The organism is Bradyrhizobium sp. LeoA1Lang (genome assembly GCF_055413685.1).
This window is the reverse complement of record NZ_JBVAPG010000103.1, coordinates 1-22,413: the sequence shown is the minus strand read 5'-3', so window position 1 is coordinate 22,413 and position 22,413 is coordinate 1. Positions and strand designations below refer to the sequence as shown.

Sequence of the window (22,413 nt, the reverse complement as noted above, 5' to 3'; positions counted from 1 at the left end):
GCTGTCATCAATATTTCGCCGCGGTTGGAGCCGAAGTGAAGCGCTCGCGTAAGCGCCGCATGCTATATGGATTTGAAGCCGACAGGCAAAGCGCCTGTTCGTGATTGGGGTAGGACGATTTTCGCATGGACATGGCAATCAGCGAGGCAGGCAACGCGGAGTTGCCGAAGGAATATCCAAGCCGTGCCGCCGTCGTTAGCTGGATCTTTTTCGACTGGGCCGCGCAGCCTTATTTCACGCTGATCACGACCTTCGTCTTCGCGCCCTATTTTGCAGGTTTCGTCGCGCCCGATCCAGCGAGCGGGCAGGCGATGTGGGGCTTTGCCACCGCTGCAGCGGGACTTGCGATCGCGCTATTGTCGCCGGTGCTCGGCGCCATCGCGGACGCCAGCGGTCGGCGCAAGCCGTGGATCGCGGGCTTCGGCGCGCTGCTCGTGCTCGGTTCCTCGCTGATGTGGATCGGCCGGCCCGGCGATGCCAGCATCATCCCGCCGCTTCTGTTTGCCTATGCGCTCGCTTCTATCGGCGCCGAGTTCGCCACCGTCTTCAACAATGCGATGATGCCGACCTTGGTGCCACCGAACCGGATCGGGCGCCTCTCAGGAACCGGCTGGGCCACCGGCTATGTCGGCGGCGTGCTCAGCCTGTTTTTGGTGCTCGGCTTCCTCGCGGCGAGCCCGGAGAGTGGGCGCACGCTGTTCGGTTTCAAGCCGCTGTTCGGGCTCGATCCCGCCACGCATGCGGGCGATCGCATCACCGGACCTTTGACCGCCCTCTGGTTCATCCTGTTCGTGACGCCGCTGTTTCTGTTCACGCCGGATTATCCGGCGAAGCGGCCGGTGCGGCAGGCGCTGCGCGAGGGTTTGCGCGAACTGAAGCAAACGATCGGCGAACTGCCGAGGCGGAAATCGCTCGCGACGTTCCTGCTCGCCAACATGATCTACGCCGATGGATTGGTGTCGCTGTTCGCGTTCGGCGGCATCTACGCTGCCGGCACCTTCGGCTGGCGCACGATCCAGATCGGCACCTTCGGCATCATCCTCGCAATCGCCGGTGTGTTCGGCGCTTGGCTCGGGGGCAAGCTTGACGATCTCCTGGGCCCGAAGCGCGTGATCGTGGGCAGCTTGATCATCCTCTTGTTCTCGATCGCGGCTATTCTGCTCGTCGACAAGGATTCGATCCTGTTCGTGCCGGTTGCGCCGCCCGAGCCGGGCGGTGCGCTGTTCGCCGGTGCCGCCGAGCGCGCCTATCTCGTGCTTGGCTGTTTGATCGGCGCCGCCGGCGGGCCGTTGCAGGCGGCCTCGCGCACGCTTCTCATCCAGCTCGCGCCGAAGGATCGCATCGCGCAGTATTTCGGATTGTTCGCGCTGACCGGCAAGGTGACGTCGTTCATGGGCCCGCTCCTGATCGGGGCGATCACCGCAGCGACCGCGAGCCAAAAGGCCGGCATGGCGGTGCTGGTGCTGTTCTTTCTCGGGGGGTTGGCGCTGATATTGCGGGTGCGGGATTAACTCCGCCGTCGTCCCGGGCTTGATCCGGGACCCATACCGCGTGATCCATCCTTCTTGCGCTGGGGCTAGTTGCCGCTTCACCAACTTAAGCCGGTGGTTATGGGTCCCGGGTCAAGCCCGGGACGACAGCGTGTGGCGTGGATGGAGCGCAGCGTAATCCGGGCTACGGTTAACCGCTCAATGCCGGAAATGCCTGACGCCGGTGAAGACCATGGCGATGCCGTGCTCGTCGGCGGCCTTGATCACTTCGTCGTCGCGCATGGAGCCGCCGGGCTGGATCACCGCGGTGGCGCCGGCCTCGATGCAGGCGAGCATGCCGTCGGCGAACGGGAAGAAGGCATCCGAGGCGACGACCGAGCCCTTGGTCAGCGGCTCGGCGAGCTTCAACTCGGCGGCGGCATCCTGCGCCTTGCGCGCGGCGATGCGGGCGGAATCGACGCGGCTCATCTGGCCGGCGCCGATGCCCACAGTGGCGAGATCCTTGGCGTAGATGATGGTGTTCGACTTCACGTGCTTTGCAACGCGGAAGGCGAATTGGAGATCGCGCAGCTCGGCATCCGACGGCGCGCGTTTGGTCACCACCTTTAGCGCCATGTCGTCGACCACGGCATTGTCGCGGCTCTGCACCAAAAGCCCGCCAGCGACGGTCTTGGCGGTGAGGCCTACCGCGCGCGGGTCGGGCAAGCCGCCGGCGAGCAGAAGACGGAGATTCTTCTTCGCCGCAACGATCTTGATCGCTTCATCGGTCGCGTCGGGCGCGATGATCACCTCGGTGAAGATCTCGGTGATCGCGCGCGCGGCCTCGGCGTCGAGCGTGCGGTTGACGGCCACGATGCCACCATAGGCTGAGGTGGAATCGCAAGCCAACGCCTTGCGATATGCGCTGACGAGATCGGCGCCTTCGGCGACGCCGCACGGATTGGCATGCTTGACGATAACGCAGGCGGCGGTGCGCTTGGCATCGAACTCGCCGATGCATTCATAGGCCGCGTCGGTGTCGTTGATATTGTTGTAGGACAGTTCCTTGCCCTGCACCTGCCGCGCTGTGGCAACGCCGGGACGTTTCTCCGGCGTTGCGTAGAATGCGGCGCTCTGGTGCGGGTTCTCGCCATAGCGCAGCTTCTGGATCAGTTTTCCGCCGAAGGCGCGGAAATCCGGCGCCTTGGTCTTGAGCTCTTTCGAGAACCAGTTCGAGATCGCCGCGTCATAGGCTGCGGTGCGCGCATAGGCCTTCGCGGCGAGGCGGCGGCGAAGCGCGAGCGTGGTCGCGCCCTTGTTGGCGGCGAGCTCGTCGAGCACCGCCTGGTAATCCTGCGCCTCGACGATCACGGCGACGTCGTCGTGATTCTTCGCCGCGGCGCGGATCATCGCGGGACCGCCGATGTCGATGTTCTCGATGCACTCCTCGAAATCGGCGCCCTTCTCGACGGTGGCCTCGAACGGATAGAGATTGACGACGAGCAGGTCGATCGGCGCGATGCCGTGGGCCTGCATCGCCGCCGCATGCTCCTTGTTGTCGCGGATCGCAAGCAGGCCGCCATGCACCTTGGGATGCAAGGTCTTCACCCGGCCGTCCATCATCTCAGGGAAGCCGGTCAGCTCGGATACGTCTTTCACTTTCAGCCCGGCCGCGGCGATCGCCTTGGCCGTGCCGCCGGTGGAAACCAGCTCCACGCCGTGGCCTGCCAGCGCCGTGGCGAACTCGATCAATCCGGTCTTGTCGGAAATGGAAAGGAGCGCGCGGGTCACGCGGCGAAGCTGTTCGGTCATGTCGGGAATCCCTGGCTGTTAGAGCGTTTTCGAGCGAAGTGGGTACCGGTTCGCGTGAAGAAAACGCCTCAAAACAAGAATCTAGACCAGCCGGGTAGCATGGTTTTGCGGTCCATGAAACCGCTCGCCGGCCCATGCGGTAAAATTTGACCCAGGAGCAACGAGCAAGCCCCAAGATGGTGCCATTCGCCCCGTCAGGCGGCTCTTGCCTTGATGGTCGGAATGTGACGGACGTCCTCGGTCCGCTCTGCATGCCAGGTGTCGTAGGCGGCTTGCATCCGGGTCCAGATGCCTGCTCCGTCGCCGAAAAGCTTGCCGAGCCGCACCGCGATAGCCGGCGAGACCGGTTTCCTTTCCTGCAGAATGTCATAGAGGTGCTGCCGCGAAATCCCGAGCAGGCCAGCGATCTCAGCCTTGGTCCGACCGGTCGCCGGGATGATGTCATCGCGGAGCAGAGCACCGGGATGGGTGGGACAGCGCGTCTTGCTGCGCTTTGCGACATAGACCATGTTCGATCTCATTTCTTGTTTGGGCAGGATTTTTTCGGATCATGCCTAGTGATACTGCTCGAAATCAACGCGGTGGGCATCGCCATCTTCGAATTCGAACGTGATGCACCAGGGGCCATTGACGTGGACCGTGTATCGCTTCGGATTGAAGCCGTGCAGCGTATGAAAGTCGAAGCCCGGAACGTTCATTTCCTCGGGCCGAACGGCCACGTCGAGGCGATCAAGCCTCGCGAGAATGCGCTTGTGCATCTTCGCGTCGATTTTTGAGCTCTTGCCCTTGGCCCAAAGCTCCGACAGAGCCTTGCTCTTGAAGGTCTTGATCACGAGTTCATGTAAGCAATTGGCTTACATCGGTCAAGCAGTATGGCACATGCCGCGCTGGATTCATCTACAACGGCAGTTCCGGCTCGCGGCGGGCGTTGCGGCGGGCATTGGTCTGGGCTGCCGAAGTGCTCGAGCGGACGAAACTCCAGCGGATGGTGGAGACCTGTCTTGCATCCTGCCGGATCACGATCTGAGAGGTGCGGCGCGGGCCGTCATTGCCGGCGAGGAACACGCTGTCCTCGAGATCGACCTTGTCGTCGACCGCCTCGAAGGTCCAGACGTCGCGGTTCGGCAGCACCAGCATGACGCCGCGGGCATCCGAAAGCCGGCTCGCCTTCACCGACGGGTGCAGGTGAAACCGCAACGCGTATTCGCTGTCGTGGCCCTTGATGCGGCCGCCTGATGGCGGCGACAGCGTGTCCTCGCCGTCGAGCCGCGAGCCGTCCTGCGCCGCCATCAGCACGCGGTGATGGATGACGCCGAAGCGCGAGAGATAGCCGTCATGCGAGGTCGTCAGGACATCGCCATTGCTGGTTGCCTCGCGATAGCTCTCGACATTGCTCGGGCCGCTGGTGATCGGCGCGCCCCTGAGCAGACGCTTCATCGCCGACATCTCGACGAACTGGCAGGATGAGGTGTCGTGATAGGTCAATGTCGAATGCGCCGCCGTCGAGCGCGCGAATGGCCGCCAATTGTCGCGACCGGTGGCCGGCATGCCGCAATTGACGACGATCCGGCTCGGTCCGGATGAAAGCTCGAACGACAGACATCCGGCATGGGCATCCTGGCTGACGCTCGGCAGTGGCGGCGGGCCGGTGTCGATGATCACGGTCATGTTGCCGGCATCGAGCCGCTGATAGCCGGTATGCGGCATGCTCGCCATCGGTGCGCCGTGGGCGTCGTCATAGGCCAGCAGCGTCGCAACGAGGTCGGACGGCGCGGTGCTCATGCCGTTGAACAGCGCGAAGCTGCCATCGCCATGGCGGAAGAAGCGCAGCATCGGCATCATGCGGTCGATGGCGTTGAGCAGCGCCGGCGGCGGGGCGATGTTTCGGGCGGCAAAGGTCTGGCGCAGCGGCAGCATATCGCTGAGCAGTTCCACCAGCGCGCCGGGATTGCGGGAGATGTGGCCGCCATCGGGCAGGATCTGCCGTTGCAATTCGTCGGACAGCCGTCGCGTCGCCGAGCGGACGTGGCGGGCCTGGTTGGCAAGGCAGAGCGAGGCGTAGCACAGCGCGATCAGGACCTGCAGCCGCGGCACCCCATCGGCGACATCGACCATGCCGTAGCGCAAATGGCGGATCTCGCGCCCCAGCCCGCGCAGATATTTCCGGTAGAATTTCCCGTCGGTATCGCTGAGCACCAGAGGCGCCTGGGACAACAGCGAGATGACGCGCCGCGCCCGCACGTCCGCGCGGCGCTCCAGCGGCCGCTTGCGGGACGCGTTCGACATCCAGTCGTCGATCAGGGAACGCGCATTGGCCCGGGTCAGCGCGGTATCGGCGACGCGCAGATGGCGCAGCCAGCCGAAGCCGAGCAGGGCCGCCTCCCAATCCTCCGATGGCGGTTCGAGGTCGAAGATCGAACGGCCGTGGCAGGTCACGATCTTGCCGGCGAACACGAAGCGGCCGGCATAGATTTCCGCGGCGCGCGTGGCATCCGCCGTGCGCAGGTCATGGGGGGCGATGATCAGGCGGTCGCTGCGGCCGGGCCACAATCGCGACAGCGCGACGGTTCCGCCGCTGGCGCGCGCGGCCACGCTGCGCGCGAAGCGGCCAGCGATCAGCGTCGAGATGCGTCTGCGTTGGGCGACGGACACGCCTAACCTTTGAGGGGAGAAGGGGTTCTGGCGAATCCTTTTAATCCGGAAACGCCGCCAAGACACCCTCTTGAAACGCCGCGAATCAGGCGCAGCGCGATCCGGACAAGGAGGCACCGGTTTTCCTCGCGCCAACCGCAAGGCATTGGCGCGGAGATCGGGTGCCAGCGACGGTGAAAACTCAATGAAATCAGGATTTAACCAGCCGCGCAGCGTAGAATCCGTCCAATCCGCCGAGCCTCGCATCGGCATGGGGCAGATGGCAGGGCAGCGTGCGCAAGTCGCCGTCGGCGGTGAGAAGCTCGGAGAGACCGGCGACCTCGCTTGGGGTGATCGGCACGCGGCGCAGCCCTGATTCGCTGCCCAGGAGCGCCGCGATGGGTTGCTCGCCCTCCTCAGGCTCCAGCGAACAGGTGCAATAGACCAGTGTTCCGCCTGACTTGAGCAGCGTGACCGCCTTTTGCAGCAGCCGTTTCTGCAGGGCGGCCAGCGTCGCGATCTCGGCCTCCTGCCGCAACCAGGCCACGTCGGGGTGGCGGCGGATGGTGCCGGTCGAGGTGCAGGGCGCGTCGAGCAGGATGCCGTCGAAGCCGTCACCGTCGCCCGGCCACTCGACGGCGTCGGCGACGATGCATTCTGCCGAAAGCGAAAGTCGCGCAAGGTTGTCGCGCAGCCGCGCCATCCGCGCCGGCGAGCGATCGACGGCAGTCACCTGCGCGCCGGCATAGGCGAGCTGCGCCGTCTTGCCGCCGGGCGCGGCGCAGAGATCGGCGATTCGCTTGCCTTTGATGTCGCCGAACAGCCGCGCCGGAAGTGCCGCGGCGGCGTCCTGCACCCACCATTGCCCTTCCGGAAAACCCGGCAGCATCGTCACCGAGCCGTGCAACAGCGTGCGCACGGTTCCCGTCGGCAGCATCTCACCGTGCAGCCGGCTCGCCCATTGCGCGGGGTCGGATTTCACGGTGAGGTCGAGCGAGGGTTCATTGGCGATGGCAAGCGCCATTTCGCGCGCGGTGGCTTCGCCGTAATGAGCGGCCCAGCGCGCAAACAACCAATGCGGGAGATCCAGCGTCTGGGTCCTGACCTCGTCGACCAGCGCATGGCCCTCGCGGGCGCAGCGGCGCAGCACCGCATTGACGAGACCCGCATATTTCGCGGCGCGCCGGTCCGACTGCACGAGCCGCACCGACAGATCGACCGCGGCATGATCGGGCACGTCCATCCAGAGGATCTGCGCGGCGCCGATCAGCAGCGCGCTCTGCGCGCGCGGCGCGTCGGTCGGGATGCCGCGGTCGAGCAGGCGCGACAGCAGATGGCCGAGGGTTCCGAGCCGGCGCAGGATCGTCGACACCAGTCGACGCATCAGCGCGCGATCGCGATCGGCAAGCGTCTTCAGGCCGGGATGGGCGCCAGTGCCATCAAGCTGGTCATCGAGCGTGCGATGCTTGTGCAGGACGCCGTCCAGAATGTCGGCTGCGATCCGTCGCGCCGCGAGGCCGGGCACTTCGATCGACGCTGCAAATCTTGAAGGGGGCATGGAGCGGGAATATCTCAGTCGGGAAAGCCGGATAGCGCCTCGGCTCATGCCATCTTGGGGGGAAGGGACAAAAACTCTGGCATGCGAATATGCCAAATGTAAGAAGCGGTCTTCTGATTTCTTGATCGTGATGCCAAAGCTTTGCGGATATCCGCGATATAAAATCTGTTGCAGGAAGACCGTATCATGACTGACCATGCGCCACCCCCGGAACGCAAGCCGCTGACGCCAGTGGCGCAACGTGCGCTTGCCGAAGCCGAAGCGCGACGGAAGGCCGCGACAGCAAGCGCAACGCCGATGCAGAAGGAGGTTCAAGGACCAAAGGGACCGGAACCGACGCGCTACGGTGATTGGGAGAGCAAAGGCATCGCGTCGGATTTCTGACACGGCAGTTTCGTGTCACCTCACCCGGCTCGATCATGTTTGGGCATGATCTCCGCACAAACGCTTCGCGTTTGTCGCGAGGGAAATCCGGATTTCACTTTTCCGGATCATGCCCCAGAGCGTTTTCAAGCGAAGCCTGTCCCGCACTTGATGCGGGATGGAAGCCGGTTCGCGTGAAGAAAACGCGTCAAAATAAGAATCTGGAGCTTCGGTTCTGATTCAATCACGACCGAATATGCTCTAGCGTGGGGCGATGCCTCCCGACGAGCGAATCAATCCATATCGGCGATCGTTTCGCCGCGCTCCATTTGGCCGTCGGTTCTCGGCTGCTTTGCCATGGGTGTTCGTGATCGGTATTGCGCTCGGCACCCTGCTTCCAATCCGGCAATGGGTGCCTTGGCAGCTTCCGCATTGGGGGAGTGGCCGCGTGCAGGATACCGATGCGATCTGGCAGCGCGGCGGCACTCCAGATGTCCGCCGCACTGTCGACGTCATCAGGACGATCGACGGCGACACGTTCGAGGCGCGCGTGCATCTGGAGCAGGGACGCGATCTCATGACCCATGTCCGCTTGCGCGGCATCGATGCGCCGGAGTTGAAGGCATCATGCCAGGACGAATTGGAAAGGGCCGAGGCCGCGACCGATGCCTTGCGCAATCTTCTCAGCCAGGGCGGCGTCGTGATCTACAACATCGGTCCCGACAAATATCAGGGGCGCGTCGTCGCCGACGTCGCGACCAGGCGAACCGACAACGTGTCGGCGGCACTGCTCGCGGCAGGCCATGCGCGCAGCTACAATGGCGGCCATCGCTTTGGCTGGTGCGCGAGAAGTCGGCGCTTCTGGCAATGAAAAAAGCCGTGCAACGGCGCGGCTCTTGTTCATTCGCGTGCTCGATCGGTTCAGCCCTGTAGCCCGGGTGGAGCGGAACGCATAGCCCGGGACATCTGCGTCAGCGTTTACGAGCGGTCCCGGGTTACGCTGCGCTTCACCCGGGCTACTGAAAATCAGTGCGTGACGACCACGGTGGCGCCGACGGGGACGCGGGAGTAGAGGTCGGTGATGTCATCGTTCAGCATGCGAATGCAGCCGTAGGAGACGAAGCCGCCGACTGAGCCCGGCACGTTGGTGCCGTGGATCGCATATTCGCCGCCGGCGAGCGTCATCGCCGCAACGCCCATCGGATTACGCGGCGAGCCGCCGGGAATCACGTCGGGCATGGAGGGCTTGTCCCGCTTGACTTCGGCGGGCGGCGACCAGGCCGGGTAGCGGTATTTGCCGTCGATCTGCGTGGTGCCGGCCCACTGCTTGCCGGCCTTGCCGACGCCGACCGGATAACGCATGGCGTGACCGTAATCGAGAATGAGATAGAGGCGCCGCTCGCCGGTCCTCACCACGATCGTGCCCGGAGAATAATGATCGTCGTGCATATCAACCATTTCCGGCCGTGCTTCGGCCGCCGTCGGCATCAATGCGCCCAGCCCGAATACGCCCAGCCCAAGGGTGGCAGCCACGGCCACCGTGCTCCTCATCGACATGAAGCTCTCCACTTCCAGCCGCCCAATTCAGTGCCCTGAGATGTCAGGGGCTCTCAAATCTCGCGCCGGCCGGCGAAATACCGGCTCGCCGCTCGCACCAGGCATTCTCGACCGCGTTTGTTAACCGGCTATTTTTTGTGTCGGGCGCGGGACGGCTCGCGATGGGTCGAAGAAAAGAAAAGTCGAAAATAAAGTAAATGACCCGGAAACAACGCCCGGCGGCAACCGTGCGGCCATGGCGGCAGAATGCCTGACGGTCGCGTGAGAAGATGTCGATCGTGGTTGCGCGGCGGCTACTTGCTCGACTTCTTCTTCTTGGCCGCCGGCGGCTTCTCCGGCTTCGGCTCCGCGGCGCCCGGCGCTTTCTTGCAAGGACCGGCATAGTCGACCGCGACCTTGACGTGCCGCGCCTCGCACTCGTTCGGATAGGTCTTGCCGTTGCAGCCGCAAACCGGCCGGTGAATCCGGATGCAGAAAGCCGGGGCCTTCTCGCAGGTGCCTTTGGCTTCCTCGACGCCGCATTGTCCGGCGTCCTTGCGGCAGAACAGTGCCGAGTTGCACGTGATCTTCTCCGGCCCCCCGCAGGCTTCGTCGAGATTCGCCGCGCGCAAGCTCGGCACGCCGACCATGAGGCCAACCGCGGCAATCAGCGCCGCGGCGGCAAGACGACCAAAATGCAACCCCATGAACTTCCCCCTGCCGCGGTTTTAAACCGCGGCGCCCTTCTTGTTCTGCCGGTTCTTGACGAGATCATCGACCACCGCGGGATCGGCCAGCGTCGAGGTGTCGCCGAGGCTTGACGGTTCGTCCTCGGCGATCTTGCGCAGGATGCGGCGCATGATCTTGCCGGAGCGCGTCTTGGGCAGGCCCGGTGCGAACTGGATCAAGTCGGGCGAGGCGATCGGACCGATGTCCTTGCGCACCCAGGCAACCAGCTCCTTGCGCAACTCCTCGCTCGGCTCGGTGCCTGCCATCAGCGTGACATAGGCGTAGATGCCCTGACCCTTGATGTCATGGGGATAGCCGACCACGGCGGCTTCCGACACTGCCGCATGCGCCACCAGCGAGCTCTCGACCTCGGCGGTGCCCATGCGGTGGCCGGAGACGTTGATGACGTCGTCGACGCGGCCGGTGATCCAGTAAAAGCCGTCGGCGTCGCGCCGGCAGCCGTCGCCGGTGAAGTACTTGCCCTTATAGGTCGAGAAATAGGTCTGCTCGAAACGGGCGTGGTCGCCATAGACGGTGCGCATCTGGCCGGGCCAGGATTTGATCAGGCAGAGATTGCCGGTCGCCTCGCCCTCCAGCACCTTGCCGTCGGCATCGACGATGTCAGGCACCACGCCGAAGAACGGCCGCGTCGCCGAGCCCGGCTTCAGCTTGGTGGCGCCGGGCAGCGGGGTGATCAGGATGCCGCCGGTCTCGGTCTGCCACCAGGTGTCGACGATCGGGCACCGGCTGTCGCCGACCACGCGATAGTACCATTCCCAGGCTTCCGGATTGATGGGCTCGCCGACCGAGCCGAGCAGCTTCAGGCTCTTGCGCGACGTCTTCTTGACGGGCTCGTCACCACCCTGCATCAGCGCGCGGATCGCGGTCGGCGCGGTGTAGAAGATGTTGACCTTGTGCTTGTCGACGACGTTCCAGAAGCGGGAATTGTCCGGATAGTTCGGCACGCCTTCGAACATCAGCGTGGTCGCGCCGTTGGCGAGCGGACCATAGAGGATGTAGGTGTGGCCAGTGACCCAGCCGACGTCGGCGGTGCACCAGTAGATGTCGCCGTCGTGATAATCGAACACGTATTGATGCGTCATCGACGCGAACACGAGATAGCCGCCGGAGGTGTGCAGCACGCCCTTGGGCTGGCCGGTCGAGCCTGACGTATAGAGGATGAACAGCGGATCTTCGGCGTGCATCGGCTCGCACGGGCAGTCCGTCGTCACCATCTCGGCCGCCTCGTGGTACCAGAAGTCGCGGGTCGGATTCATGTCGACGGCGGCGCCGGTGTGCTTGACCACGACGACCCAGTCGACGCCCTCGGTCTTGGAAAGCGCCGCATCGACATTGGCCTTCAGCGGCACCTTCCTTCCGCCGCGCAATCCTTCATCGGCGGTGATGACGATCTTGGATTTGCAGTCGTTGATGCGCTGGGCGAGGCTGTCGGGCGAGAAGCCCGCGAACACCACCGAATGAATCGCGCCGATCCGCGCGCAGGCCAGCATCGCATAGGCGGCCTCGGGGATCATCGGCAAATAGATGGTGACGCGGTCGCCCTTTGCGACGTTGCGGTTGCGCAGGATGTTGGCCATCCGGCAGACTTCGTCGTGCAGCTCGCGATAGGTGATGTGCTTCGACTTCGAGGGATCGTCGCCCTCCCAAATGATCGCGGTCTGGTCGCCGCGGGTCTCGAGATGGCGGTCGATGCAGTTCCAGGCGACGTTGAGCACGCCGTCCTCGAACCATTTGATCGAGATGTTGCCGGGCGCGAAGGAGACGTTCTCGACCTTGGTGTACGGCTTGATCCAGTCGATGCGCTTGCCGTGCTCGGCCCAGAAGCCGTTGGGGTCGGAAACCGAGCGCGCATACATCTCCCGGTACTTGGCGTCGTCGACATAGGCGCGCTTGGCCCAATCGGCTGAGACGTCATAGGTCTTCTCGGACATCATTCCCTCCACTCGACATCCGGCCCGCGTGATCCCGGTGTTGCGGGCCGTCTTGATCGTTACGGTGATTATGCGTCGCCGGACAATGCCCGGACAAGCGCTGGCGACTTGGACCTTGGTCGGCTCTCCTGCCGGAGCCTTGGTCCCAGTTAAACGGAGCGATCAAAATCACGTTTTGAGCGAAGTCAAAATCAACGTTATCGCGCGAATGGCACCCATGAGCGGTAATTAGAAACCGTTAATGACTGATTCGCGACTCGCAAAAGGTAAAGGAACCCCCTAAATGGCGTCTCCGGGACCGGACGGTCCTCCGGAACCAAGCCATAAAAATCGGCATTACCGATAAACAGTGGAGCCAAGGCGTCAACGGTCATGATGGATCAGCAGAATTTTGTGGCTACGCGGCCCGTTTCCGCCGATCCAACCCTGCCCCTGGCGAAAGCATTGGGCCAGTGGCCGCGCAAGCTGCCCACCCCCACGCAGAAGATCACCGTCAAGACCTCGGTGAGGGAGCTGGCCGAGGAACTGGGCCTGAAGCTCGGCGACCAGGCGCTGCTCACCATCCGCCGTGTCAAGCGCGGCAAGAGCTATTCCTTTGTTCGCGCCAACGGCTCGCACATCCGCGATGCCCGTACCATCCGCCGCCTGCACGCGATGGCAGTGCCGCCGGCCTATCGCGAGGTGCGCTATTCCCACGATCCCAGCTCGCATTTGCAGGCGATTGGGCGCGACGCCGCCGGACGGCTGCAATACCGGTATCACGCCGACTGGGAGAAGGTGCGCGAGCATCGCAAGGCGCATCGGCTGGCAAAGCTGGTGGGGGCGCTGCCGAAGATCCGGCGCAACGTCTCGAAATACCTGTCCGACGACGAGCCGACGCGCGAATTCGCGCTGTCGGCGGTGATCGAATTGATCGCGCGCACGGCGATCCGCCCGGGCAACGAATCCTATGCGCGGCTGAACGGCACTCGCGGCGCCACCACGCTCTTGAAGTCGAACGTCACGCTCGAAGACGACTGCGTGGTGCTGACCTTCAAGGCCAAGGGCGGCAAGGCCGTGCGCAAGGAATGCGACGCGGCCAAGCTGGTGCGCGCGATCGGCATTCTGCGTAGCGTGCCGGGCAAGCGCATGTTCCAGTATCGCGACAGGTCGGGCATCGTGCGCGCGGCGTCGACGACGGCGGTGAATGCATTCCTGCGCGAGATCGCCGGCATCAAGATTTCGCTGAAGGATTTTCGCACGCTGATGGCTTCTGCGGTCGTGCTGGAGTCGCTGTCGCGGATCACGCCGGCATCCAGCGCCCGCGGCCGCAAGAAGCAGGTGCTGGAAGCGGTGCGTGCCGCCGCCGATGAACTCTCCAATACGCCCGCGATCTGCCGCAAGAGCTACGTCCACGACACCATCGTCACCGCCTTCGAGGACGGCATCCTGGAGCGATTTGCCGCGACCATGAAGGGCTACCGCACGCAAGCCAAGCGCGAGCAGCTATTGGCGCAGGTGGTGACCGCGGCGGCGGTTTGAAGATTTTGTAGGGTGGGCAAAGCGAAGCCTGCCCACCATCAAGCATTCCGCTCGTGGTGGTGGGCACGCTTCGCTTTGCCCACCCTACGAAGTTACGCGGCGGCGCTTGTCACAGCCCGCCCATCTTGCAGACGATCTTCCACTCATCCGCGGTCACGGGCTGTACCGACAGGCGCGAATATTTGACCAGCGCCATATCGGCGAGCTTTGTCTCGGCCTTGATCGCTCCGATCGTCACCGGCGTCTTCAGGGGCTTGTCGGCCTTGATGTCGACGCAGACGAATTTGCCGGTTTTGTCGGTCGGGTCGGGATAGGCCTCCTTGATGATCTCGGCGATGCCGACGATCTCCTTGCCCTCGTTGGAGTGATAGAAGAAGGCCTTGTCGCCTTTCTTCATGTTCACGAGATTCTGGCGCGCGGTGAAGTTGCGCACGCCGGTCCAGGCTTCGCCCTTGGCGCCCTTCGCCACCTGCTGCTCCCAGGACCAGCTCGACGGTTCGGATTTCACCAGCCAGTACGCCATCGTCATCCCTCCGCCTTGAACGGCCGCGTCAAGAGGCCCTCGATCGCAGCATCGATCGTCAATTGCTTGGTAAGGATCGCTGCGACCGCATTTGATACCGGCATCTCGATGTCTTGCGAAGCCGCAAGCTCGATCAGCACCGGCGCTGTGAATTCCCCTTCGGCGAGCTTGCCGGTCGCGGGCCGTTCGCCGCGGCCAAGCGCAATGCCGAGTGCGAAATTACGCGACTGCGGGCTGGAGCAGCTCAGGATCAGGTCGCCGAGGCCGGACAGTCCCACCAAGGTTTCGGCGCGGGCGCCGCAGGCGCGGCCGAGCCGGGCCAGTTCGGTGAAGCCGCGCGTGGTCAACGCGGCAAGCGCCGACGCTCCGAGCTCGCGGCCAGCCACGATGCCCGCCGCGATCGCCAGCACGTTCTTGGCGGCACCGCCGATTTCGACGCCGCGGACGTCGGTCGTGTGATAGGGCCGGAAGGTCGGCGATCCCAGCGCCTGCACCAGCGAGCTCGCCAGCGCTTCATCTCTCGTCGCCAGCGTCACCGCTGTTGGAAGTCCGCGCGCGACATCGTCGGCGAAGCTTGGTCCCGACAATATCGCCGGCGTCGCGTCGGGCGCGGCTTCCGCAATCACGTCGGTCATGAATTTGTGGGTGCCGCGCTCGATGCCCTTGGCGCAGGCGATCACCGGGGTCGCCTTCGCAAGTTGCGGCGCCAGATGCATGACGGCCGCCCGCAGATGCTGCGCGGGGGTGGCGACCAGGATGAGATCGGCGCGGGCAGTCGCGGCGATGTCGGCGGTTACCTTGACGCTGGCATCGAGAAGCACGCCGGGCAGTCTTGGATTGGCGCGCGTCGCCTGGATCTGCGCAGCGTGCGCCGCGTCGCGCGCATAGAGCGTGACATCGCGACCGGCGCGTGCTGCGACAGCCGCGAGCGCCGTGCCCCACGCGCCTGCGCCGATCACGCCAACGGATTGATGCGCCGGCATCAGGCAGACTCATCTGAACTCCCTCTCCCCGCTCTTGCGGGGAGAGGGTTGGGGTGAGGGGCTGCTCTCCGCGAATCCGCAAAGTGAGGTGTGCGCGGAGGCTCCCCCTCACTTGGATTTGCGCTACGCGCAAATCCGACCTCTCCCCGCAAGCGAGGCGAGGTGGCACGGCGTCTGCGGCGTGATCCTTCAAACATCTCAGAATCCCGCGCGGGTGTTGGCGTAGCCCGCGGGCGCGTTGGCGTTGGCGTCGAGCAGCCAGCGGGCGCGCGGCGGCGCGTCCATCGTGTCGGTGAGGCCGAGCGCCATCCGCTCGGCGCCGGCCCACGCGATCATCGCGCCATTGTCGGTGCAGAGCGCGGGCGGCGGAATGATCAGCGTCGTCTGTGCACTGGCGGCGATATCCTGCAGCGCGCCGCGGATCGCATGATTGGCGGCGACGCCGCCGGCCGCGACCAGCGCGCGCGGCGGACCGAATTGCTCATGGAACAATCTCAACCCGACACTCAGCCGGTCCGCAGTCGATTCCAGCACCGCGGCCTGAAAACCGGCGCAGAGATCGCTGACATCCTGCGGCTCCAGCGGCGCCAATCGGCTCGCTTCGTTGCGCACGGCGGTCTTCAGGCCTGACAGTGAGAAATTGGCGTCGGCGCGGCCGAGCATTGGCCGCGGAAACGCAAAGCGCGTGGCGTCGCCGCCTTCGGCCGCGCGCTCCACCTCCGGCCCGCCCGGATAGGGCAGCGACAGCATCTTTGCGACCTTGTCGAAGGCCTCGCCCATGGCGTCATCGACGGTGGTGCCGAGCCGCACATACTGGCCGACGCCGACGACGGCGACGATCTGGGTATGGCCGCCGGAGGCCAGGAACAGGCAATAGGGAAACGCCAACGCACAAGTGAGCCGCGGCGTCAGCGCATGCGCCTCCAGATGGTTCACCGCGATCAGCGGCGTCTCGTGCACCATTGCGATCGCTTTTGCCGTGGTGAGGCCGACGATGACGCCGCCGATCAGGCCCGGGCCTGCGGCAGCCGCGACGGCGGACAATTGCGCATAGCCGACATCAGCCTCTTTCATGGCGCGATCGATGATGCCGTCGAGCAGGTCGACATGGGCGCGCGCGGCGATCTCCGGCACCACGCCGCCGAAGCGTGCATGCTCTTCTGTCTGCGAGCGCACGATGTTGGACAAGACTCGTCCGCTGCCGTCGCTCTGGCGCTCGACCACAGCGGCCGCGGTTTCATCGCAGGTGGTCTCTATACCCAACACCAGCATCGGCGTGTCGTTACCCAATCTCGGTCCTTGTGCTATCGCTTGCTATCTTCCGTCCGTCACTCGGTAGCATTGTGAGGTCACAGCGTGCAATCGTCGGTTCAGCCCCAAATGTCGCTCCTGAAAGCCTGAAGATGGCCGTTCTTGTCACGCGCCCGCAAGGAGACGCCGAGGCCACTGCCGATAGCTTGCGCAACCGGGGTTTTGAGGTCCTGCTCGCGCCGGCGCTACGGTTCGAGGCGCTGCCATTCGAGGAAGAAGATGCGGCGGGCTATGACGCCGTCATCGTGACCAGCGCCAACGCGCTGCGCGCTGCCGCGCCCCAGCTCGCCGGCCATGCGCTGCTTCGCCTGCCGCTGTTTGCGGTCGGCGAGCATACCGCCGCCGCGGCCCGCGAGGCCGGATTTGGCGAGGTGGCAAGCGCTGACGGGGATGCGACCGCGCTCTACGAGCTCGTGCGGGCGCGCAGGAAAGCCAAGAAACTGAAAAAGGCGGCGACTTTGCTTTATCTCGCGGGCGCCGATCTTTCGCGCGATCTCGCCGGCGAGCTGGGGGAAGCGGGCTTTACGGTCATAACCCGCACGACTTACCGGATGAGCCCGGTGGCCGGCCTGCCGCGGCAGGTGTGTGACGCTTTCATGGCGGGCGGTATCGAGGCCGTGCTGCATTATTCCCGCCGTAGCGCGCGGGCGTTCCTCGATGCGGCGCGGGCCGAAGGGCTCGAAATATCGGCCCTGGCGCTGCCGCACTGTTGCATTTCGGCGGGCGTTGCCGCCGTCCTGCGCGAGGCCGGAGCCACCCAGGCCGTCACCGCCGCCTCGCCGGACGAAAATGCCCTGTTCGAGGCTCTGACGCGTGCTTTGCGGCCCTGATTGGCTTAAGAGAACGGTCCGATTCTGGTAAGTCTTGTTGTGGTAAATCCTGGCTTTCCCGGGTTCGGCGTATCAACAGTCAAGGGAACCGCTGCATGGTCGATGAGAGGCCCGAAGACACGGAATCGGCGGCGGATTCCTCCGCCCGACCGCGGCGCGCACCGCCGACCATCGATCTCAAGGCGACCGAGGTGTCGAGCGAACCGCCCAAAACGGATTCCGTAAGCCCGGATAGTGCGCAGGCGGATAGCGAGAATGTGAGCGGTGAAGCGGCGGCCGCCGAAGCAACACCGCAGCCCGAGCCTGCGGTGGAGACGGCTGCGGCCGCGCCGGATCCGGAACCCTCGTCCTCCGAAGCTCCGCCTCGGCCGATCTCGCCCTGGGTGATCGCCCCTGTTTCGGGCGCCGTCGCTGCCGCGCTGGTGATCGGCGTCGGCTGTTTGCTCGGCTGGCCCGCGGTACAGCCGGCGCAGCCGCCTGTGCCGCAGCTTAGCGCCGGCGCCATCGATGAGCTCACCGGGCGTGTCGCAGGCGTGGAAGCTAAGATCAGCAGGCAGGCTTCAGGCGATCAGGCACTGACCGCGCGGATCGACGGGCTGGAGAAATCCGCGAATGCGTTGCGCGGCGAACTTGCAGCGTCACGCGCGCAATCGGACAGACTGACTGCTGCGATCGATCAGGTGAAATCGATGCCACGCGATGGGTCCGCGCCCGCGCAGGATCTTTCTGTTATCAACGATCGCATCGCAAGGATCGAGAGCGCCGTACGGAAGCAAACGGCTGAGTTGGCCCAGCAAGGCAACAAGCCCGCTGACGACATGCCGCTGCGCCGCGTGGTTGCCGCATCGCTGCTCGATGTCGCGGTCCGCCACGGCGATGCCTATGCGGCGCCGCTCGAGGCCGCCAAGCAGTTTGCGGAAAACCCCGATGTGCTCAAGCCGCTCGATGCGTTCGCGGCCTCCGGCGTGCCGAGCGCGGGTGCGCTCTGCCGCCAGCTCCTCGAGATCGTGCCAAAGCTTGCGCCACCTCCGCCCGCGTCCGCTGCCACCACCGGCACCGGCATCGTTGATCGCCTGCAGGCGGGCGCGGCAAAGCTCGTGCGCATCGAGCGCACCGATGCGGCCGGCACCGATCGCGGCAGCGTGGTTGCGCGCATCACCCAGGCTGCGCTGCGCAACGATCTCGGTGAGGCGCAACGCGAACTGATGACGCTGGCGCCCGCTGATCGCACGGCGGCGCAAGCGTGGCTCGAAAAAGTCGAAGCGCGCGCCGCAGCGCTGGCGGCCTCGCGAACATTCGCCGATAACGCCATGGCTGGGCTCGCGAAGGCCGGACAGTAGGTTCTCCATGATCCGGATCATTGTGTTTCTTGTGTTGATCGCGCTTGCCGCGGCCGGCGCCGCCTGGGTCGCCGACCAGCCCGGCGACGTCGTGCTGTCCTGGGCCGGCGGGCGCATGACAACCACGCTGCCGGTATTCGCGCTGGGGCTCGGCATCGTCGCGGTCGTGGCCGTCATCGTCTGGTCGATCCTGCGCGGCCTGTGGCGGGTGCCGGCGCGCATCCAGCGCGGTCGGCGCGAGCGCCGTCATGCGCGTGGCCGTCACGCGATCACCCAAGGGCTGCTCGCGATCGGCCATGGCGATTCGACAGCGGCGCGACAGCATGCGGAAACGGCGCGGCGTCACGCCGGCAGCGATCCGCTGACGCTTCTCCTCAACGCGCAATCGGCGCAGCTCGACGGCGATCGTGCCGGCGCGCAAGCCGCATTCCGCGCGATGGCCGAGCGCGAGGATACGCGCTTGCTCGGCCTGCGCGGCCTGTTCATCGAGGCGCAGCGTTCAGACGATGCGGTCGCCGCGGTCATGATCGCGGAAGAGGCGCTGAAGGTTTCGCCATCCTCGCCATGGGCCTCGCAGGCCGTGCTCGGCTTCTGCTGCGCCAAGGGTGACTGGGCCGGCGCCTTGGCGATCCTCGACAACAACCAGACGTCCGGCCTGATCAATAAGGCGACCTATCGGCGGCAGCGCGGCGTGCTGCTCGCCGCACGCGCGCTGGAGTTCGAGGCCGTCGACCGCGACCTGTCGCGCGAGAGCGTGATGGAGGCGATCAAGCTCGCGCCGACGCTGATCCCGGCCGCGGTGCTTGCCGCCAAATATGAGAGCGAGGCGTATCAGGTTCGGCGCGCGATGAAGATCGTCGAGACCGCGTGGCTGTCGCAGCCGCATCCCGATCTCGCCGATGCCTATGCGCATGTGAAGCTAGGGGACTCCGCGCGGCAGCGGCTGGTGCGGGTGGAGACGCTGGCGGCGAAGACACCAGGCAATATCGAGGGCGCGCTCGCGATCGCGCGCGCGGCCATCGACGCCGCCGAATTCGCCAAGGCACGCGAGGCGCTTACGCCCTTCATCGCCGCGCCGACACAGCGCGTGGCGCTGTTGATGGCCGAGATCGAGCGCACCGAGCATGGCGACAGCGGCCGCGCCCGCGCCTGGACCTTGCGCGCGGTGCGCGCACTGCACGATCCGGCCTGGACTGCGGACGGCTATGTCAGCGATCGCTGGCGGCCGGTCTCGCCGGTCACCGGCCGGCTCGATGCCTTCCAGTGGCAGACCCCGGTTGCCGCGCTCCCGTCCGACAAGGGCCCGGCCATCGAATCCTCGCCGTTCGAGGAAGCGATGCTCGCCTCAAAGCGGATCGAGTTGCCGAAGGAAGCCCCGAGCGCGCCGCCCGCAAAACCGCTCGAGCCGGTGGCCGAAAAGCCGGTCGACATCATAAAACCGGTTGAAGCAGCGCCACCCGCCCCGCAGGACAACACCCCGCTGGCCGCACCCCAGGCCCCGGTGGAACCAGCCTCCGCCCCACCGCCGGCGACGGCGTCCACCCCGCCCGCGCCACAGCCGGCACCGGCCGAATCATCGCCTGCGGCGGTCGCGCCGCTGTTCCGCGAACGCCAGGACATCCCCAAAACGCCGCCGGCGCCGATTCCGGCCGTGATTCCCATCGTCCGCGCCCCCGACGACCCCGGGATCGAGGAAGACGGCACCCGCGACGAATTTTCCGAGCAAATCGGCCCGCCCAAGGCCCAGGCCGGCGGCTGGCGCGGGTTTCTGTCCCGCTGGGGGAGCTGAGGCGCGGTCAAATGACCGCGTCAACCTTGCCAATCGAGGCCACGCCCGATATCAGTGCGCACGCGCTTTCCGGCCAGTCGCCGAACGGGTCCGCCGCAATAGCTCAGTTGGTAGAGCACGTCATTCGTAATGACGGGGTCGGGGGTTCGAGTCCCTCTTGCGGCACCACGCTCAGCATTCCCGCAACGAACTCAGCGGTGAGCGTCTGGTGCGCGCTTTTCGTGATCCCTTCCCCACATAAAGTCGTTCCAAAAACGTGGATGGCCGGGACGAGCCCGGCCATGACGATACGCGGATAGGTCGCTGTTCGATCAGTTACTGCTGCGAAACGGTCTGCACCACGCTGGAGAGCGGACGCGCGCTCACGGCGGGGACCTTCATGTCCTTGACCATGAGGGCATCGTATTCGGGCAGGGTTTCCAGCGGCTCCTTCGCCTTCATCTGGACCACCTTGTAGCCGCCGGCCTTCAGGCGACGCAGCAGCGTCGGCAGGGCTTGCGCGGTGTGCTTCTGCAGGTCGTGCATCAGGATGATGCCCTTGCCCTGCTTGTCCAGCTTGGTCATGACGGTCTGGACCACCTGGTCAGGCGAGGTGGACTTGAAATCCAGGGAATCGACGTCGACGGAGAACCTCGCAATGTTCCGGCTCTCCAGATAGGCGAGGGTCGCCTGGGTGTGGGCGAGCGCCGGGAAGCGGAAGAACGGCGAGGGCGCGGTACCGAGCGCCATCTTCACGGCGCTGAATCCCTTCTCGATCTCGTCCTTGGCCTGCTGCTCCGTCAGCTTCTTGCTGTCGAGATGCGCGTGCGACCAGGTGTGCGCACCGACCGTGTGGCCGGCGGCGGCGACCTGCTTCAGGATCTCCGGATGATAGGTGGTGTGCAGGCCGATCGGGAAGAACACGGCCTTGGTGCATTCGTCGGCCAGCGCCTTCAGCACCGCCGGCGTGGTCGGCCACGGGCCGTCGTCGAAGGTCAGCACGACCTCCTTGTCGGTCAGGAAGTCGAATTGCTTGTACTGCAGGAAGCCGAAGCCCGGTCCGCCCGTGGTGTCGATGACGACGGTGCGGCTGACGCCGAGCGCATCGGGATTGGCGCAGGTCGATTTCGCCTGCATCGGCGCGGGTGCCGGTGCGGGAGCAGGCGCCGGGGCGGCAGCCGCCTGTTTCGACACCGCGGCGGTGGTCTCGACATCGTCCTTGGTGGCCGATTTCGTGGCGGCTGGCGGCAGCGAATCCGCCGGCCGGGCGGCGACGGTTTGTGGCGGAGCCGCATCGGCCCGCGGCGCAGCAGTCCAGAACCACACTCCGGCGATCACGACCGCCGCAACAACAACGGCCAGCATCAGGCCTATCGGATTACGCATCGCTACTCTCTTGGGAAACTCGGGGCTCGCTCGTAACGATCCATTAGTGCCAACGAGGTCTTAACGCGATCCCAACGCGCCCCGCTTTGGCGAAGAAAATTCGGCCTTTGTTCTGTGTGATGATCATCACATCCGTTCGCCGCGACGTTTGGCCGGAACTGGGCCGCGGGTGCGGTTGTTTGAACCTTCTTCAGCGTGAGGCAACAATATAGAACGCCGTTGTCTCGCCTATTGCCAATACGAAGGCTTGAGAAATGACCAGATTGCTGTTCGTGATTCCGCTGCTTCTGGCGGCATCCGCGGCCTCGGCGCAGCAGCAGGGGCGGGAGGCCTGTACACGCGACGCGTCGCGGTTCTGCCGGCCGTATCTCGACAAGGGCGATGATGCTGTGCTGGCCTGCCTGAAGGAGCACCGTGGCCGCCTCACCAAGGCGTGCCAACAGACGCTGACCACTCACGGGCAGTAACGGCAAGTAGTTCGTAGCCCGGGGGAGCGGAACGCGTAACCCGGGACAGGCGCATCAATGTCCACTAGACGGGATGACTTTTCTTCGAATCGTCATCCCGCTCTAGCTGTGGAGCCTCAAGAGGTTGTCCTCGGTGAGACCGAGTCTGCTGATCGGCGTTTGAGATTTTATACCGCCGTGAGGCCGATGCCAGTTGTATTGGTGCAGCCAGATCGGAAGCTCGTCGGCACGACG

Annotated in this window: 20 protein-coding genes, 1 tRNA gene and 1 pseudogene; 9 read left to right on the top strand and 13 right to left on the bottom strand. The window is 65.1% G+C overall.

Features of this window, described 5'->3' with window-relative positions; translation table 11 throughout:
* The first annotated feature begins 125 nt into the window (after positions 1-125).
* Positions 126-1,511, top strand: coding sequence for an MFS transporter (locus ACZYOF_RS28670; RefSeq protein ID WP_463717890.1), 1,386 nt, complete (start codon positions 126-128; stop codon positions 1,509-1,511).
* Between the two features lie 177 nt (positions 1,512-1,688).
* Here ACZYOF_RS28670 and purH read toward each other — a convergent pair whose 3' ends face one another.
* From purH to ACZYOF_RS28645, 5 genes are all read right to left on the bottom strand, one after another.
* Complete coding sequence (gene purH, locus ACZYOF_RS28665) at positions 1,689-3,281, bottom strand: bifunctional phosphoribosylaminoimidazolecarboxamide formyltransferase/IMP cyclohydrolase (protein ID WP_463717889.1); 1,593 nt, start codon at positions 3,279-3,281, stop codon at positions 1,689-1,691.
* A gap of 194 nt (positions 3,282-3,475) precedes the next feature.
* Positions 3,476-3,790, bottom strand: coding sequence for a HigA family addiction module antitoxin (locus ACZYOF_RS28660; RefSeq protein ID WP_130581461.1), 315 nt, complete (start codon positions 3,788-3,790; stop codon positions 3,476-3,478).
* 45 nt (positions 3,791-3,835) lie between these two features.
* A complete protein-coding gene (locus ACZYOF_RS28655) occupies positions 3,836-4,114 on the bottom strand; it encodes a type II toxin-antitoxin system RelE/ParE family toxin (RefSeq protein ID WP_463717888.1) in 279 nt (92 codons plus the stop codon).
* Positions 4,115-4,178: 64 nt separating this feature from the next.
* Positions 4,179-5,933, bottom strand: a complete 1,755-nt coding sequence (locus tag ACZYOF_RS28650; protein WP_463717887.1) for a heparinase II/III family protein — start codon at positions 5,931-5,933, stop codon at positions 4,179-4,181.
* A gap of 190 nt (positions 5,934-6,123) precedes the next feature.
* Positions 6,124-7,470, bottom strand: coding sequence for an RsmB/NOP family class I SAM-dependent RNA methyltransferase (locus tag ACZYOF_RS28645; protein WP_130581463.1), 1,347 nt, complete (start codon positions 7,468-7,470; stop codon positions 6,124-6,126).
* Positions 7,471-7,656: 186 nt separating this feature from the next.
* On the opposite strand from ACZYOF_RS28645, the gene ACZYOF_RS28640 reads away from it, so the two are divergent.
* On the top strand, positions 7,657-7,854 hold the full coding sequence (locus ACZYOF_RS28640; RefSeq protein ID WP_463717886.1) for a DUF1674 domain-containing protein: 198 nt from the start codon (positions 7,657-7,659) through the stop codon (positions 7,852-7,854).
* Positions 7,855-8,107: 253 nt separating this feature from the next.
* Positions 8,108-8,704 carry a thermonuclease family protein gene (locus ACZYOF_RS28635; RefSeq protein WP_207234565.1) on the top strand — a complete coding sequence of 199 codons (597 nt, stop codon included), beginning with the start codon at positions 8,108-8,110 and terminating at the stop codon, positions 8,702-8,704.
* A gap of 155 nt (positions 8,705-8,859) precedes the next feature.
* Here the strand turns inward: ACZYOF_RS28635 and ACZYOF_RS28630 are convergent, their stop codons facing one another.
* The 3 genes from ACZYOF_RS28630 to acs form a co-directional block, all read right to left on the bottom strand.
* A complete protein-coding gene (locus tag ACZYOF_RS28630) occupies positions 8,860-9,390 on the bottom strand; it encodes a L,D-transpeptidase (RefSeq protein WP_130581466.1) in 531 nt (176 codons plus the stop codon).
* A gap of 293 nt (positions 9,391-9,683) precedes the next feature.
* Positions 9,684-10,076 (bottom strand): Kazal-type serine protease inhibitor family protein, encoded by a 393-nt coding sequence (locus tag ACZYOF_RS28625; protein ID WP_130581467.1) that lies wholly within the window; start codon positions 10,074-10,076, stop codon positions 9,684-9,686.
* 21 nt (positions 10,077-10,097) lie between these two features.
* The gene (gene acs, locus ACZYOF_RS28620; RefSeq protein WP_463717885.1) at positions 10,098-12,050 is read right to left on the bottom strand and encodes an acetate--CoA ligase; all 1,953 of its coding nucleotides are present in this window, start codon (positions 12,048-12,050) and stop codon (positions 10,098-10,100) included.
* A 372-nt stretch (positions 12,051-12,422) separates the two neighbouring features.
* On the opposite strand from acs, the gene ACZYOF_RS28615 reads away from it, so the two are divergent.
* Positions 12,423-13,571: a DNA topoisomerase IB gene (locus ACZYOF_RS28615; RefSeq protein WP_463717884.1), complete on the top strand. Its 1,149-nt coding sequence runs from the start codon at positions 12,423-12,425 to the stop codon at positions 13,569-13,571.
* A 109-nt stretch (positions 13,572-13,680) separates the two neighbouring features.
* Here the strand turns inward: ACZYOF_RS28615 and ACZYOF_RS28610 are convergent, their stop codons facing one another.
* The 3 genes from ACZYOF_RS28610 to tsaD form a co-directional block, all read right to left on the bottom strand.
* On the bottom strand, positions 13,681-14,094 hold the full coding sequence (locus ACZYOF_RS28610) for an EVE domain-containing protein (RefSeq protein ID WP_130581470.1): 414 nt from the start codon (positions 14,092-14,094) through the stop codon (positions 13,681-13,683).
* Between the two features lie 2 nt (positions 14,095-14,096).
* Positions 14,097-15,077, bottom strand: coding sequence for an NAD(P)H-dependent glycerol-3-phosphate dehydrogenase (locus tag ACZYOF_RS28605; RefSeq protein ID WP_463717883.1), 981 nt, complete (start codon positions 15,075-15,077; stop codon positions 14,097-14,099).
* 198 nt (positions 15,078-15,275) lie between these two features.
* A complete protein-coding gene (gene tsaD / locus ACZYOF_RS28600) occupies positions 15,276-16,349 on the bottom strand; it encodes a tRNA (adenosine(37)-N6)-threonylcarbamoyltransferase complex transferase subunit TsaD (RefSeq protein WP_463717895.1) in 1,074 nt (357 codons plus the stop codon).
* A 131-nt stretch (positions 16,350-16,480) separates the two neighbouring features.
* Between tsaD and ACZYOF_RS28595 the strand changes: the two genes are divergently transcribed.
* The 4 genes from ACZYOF_RS28595 to ACZYOF_RS28580 all read left to right on the top strand — a co-directional run bounded on the left by ACZYOF_RS28595 (position 16,481) and on the right by ACZYOF_RS28580 (position 20,515).
* Positions 16,481-17,218: a uroporphyrinogen-III synthase gene (locus ACZYOF_RS28595; protein WP_463717882.1), complete on the top strand. Its 738-nt coding sequence runs from the start codon at positions 16,481-16,483 to the stop codon at positions 17,216-17,218.
* A 95-nt stretch (positions 17,219-17,313) separates the two neighbouring features.
* A complete protein-coding gene (locus ACZYOF_RS28590; protein WP_463717881.1) occupies positions 17,314-18,558 on the top strand; it encodes a hypothetical protein in 1,245 nt (414 codons plus the stop codon).
* A gap of 7 nt (positions 18,559-18,565) precedes the next feature.
* The gene (locus ACZYOF_RS28585; RefSeq protein ID WP_463717880.1) at positions 18,566-20,347 is read left to right on the top strand and encodes a heme biosynthesis HemY N-terminal domain-containing protein; all 1,782 of its coding nucleotides are present in this window, start codon (positions 18,566-18,568) and stop codon (positions 20,345-20,347) included.
* A 92-nt stretch (positions 20,348-20,439) separates the two neighbouring features.
* Positions 20,440-20,515 (top strand) — tRNA-Thr (locus ACZYOF_RS28580).
* A 147-nt stretch (positions 20,516-20,662) separates the two neighbouring features.
* Here ACZYOF_RS28580 and ACZYOF_RS28575 read toward each other — a convergent pair.
* Complete coding sequence (locus ACZYOF_RS28575; protein ID WP_463717879.1) at positions 20,663-21,712, bottom strand: polysaccharide deacetylase family protein; 1,050 nt, start codon at positions 21,710-21,712, stop codon at positions 20,663-20,665.
* A 254-nt stretch (positions 21,713-21,966) separates the two neighbouring features.
* On the opposite strand from ACZYOF_RS28575, the gene ACZYOF_RS28570 reads away from it, so the two are divergent.
* Complete coding sequence (locus tag ACZYOF_RS28570) at positions 21,967-22,179, top strand: hypothetical protein (protein WP_130584305.1); 213 nt, start codon at positions 21,967-21,969, stop codon at positions 22,177-22,179.
* 102 nt (positions 22,180-22,281) lie between these two features.
* Here the strand turns inward: ACZYOF_RS28570 and ACZYOF_RS28565 are convergent.
* Positions 22,282-22,413 (bottom strand): annotated as a pseudogene (locus ACZYOF_RS28565) (IS481 family transposase); the annotation flags it as partial.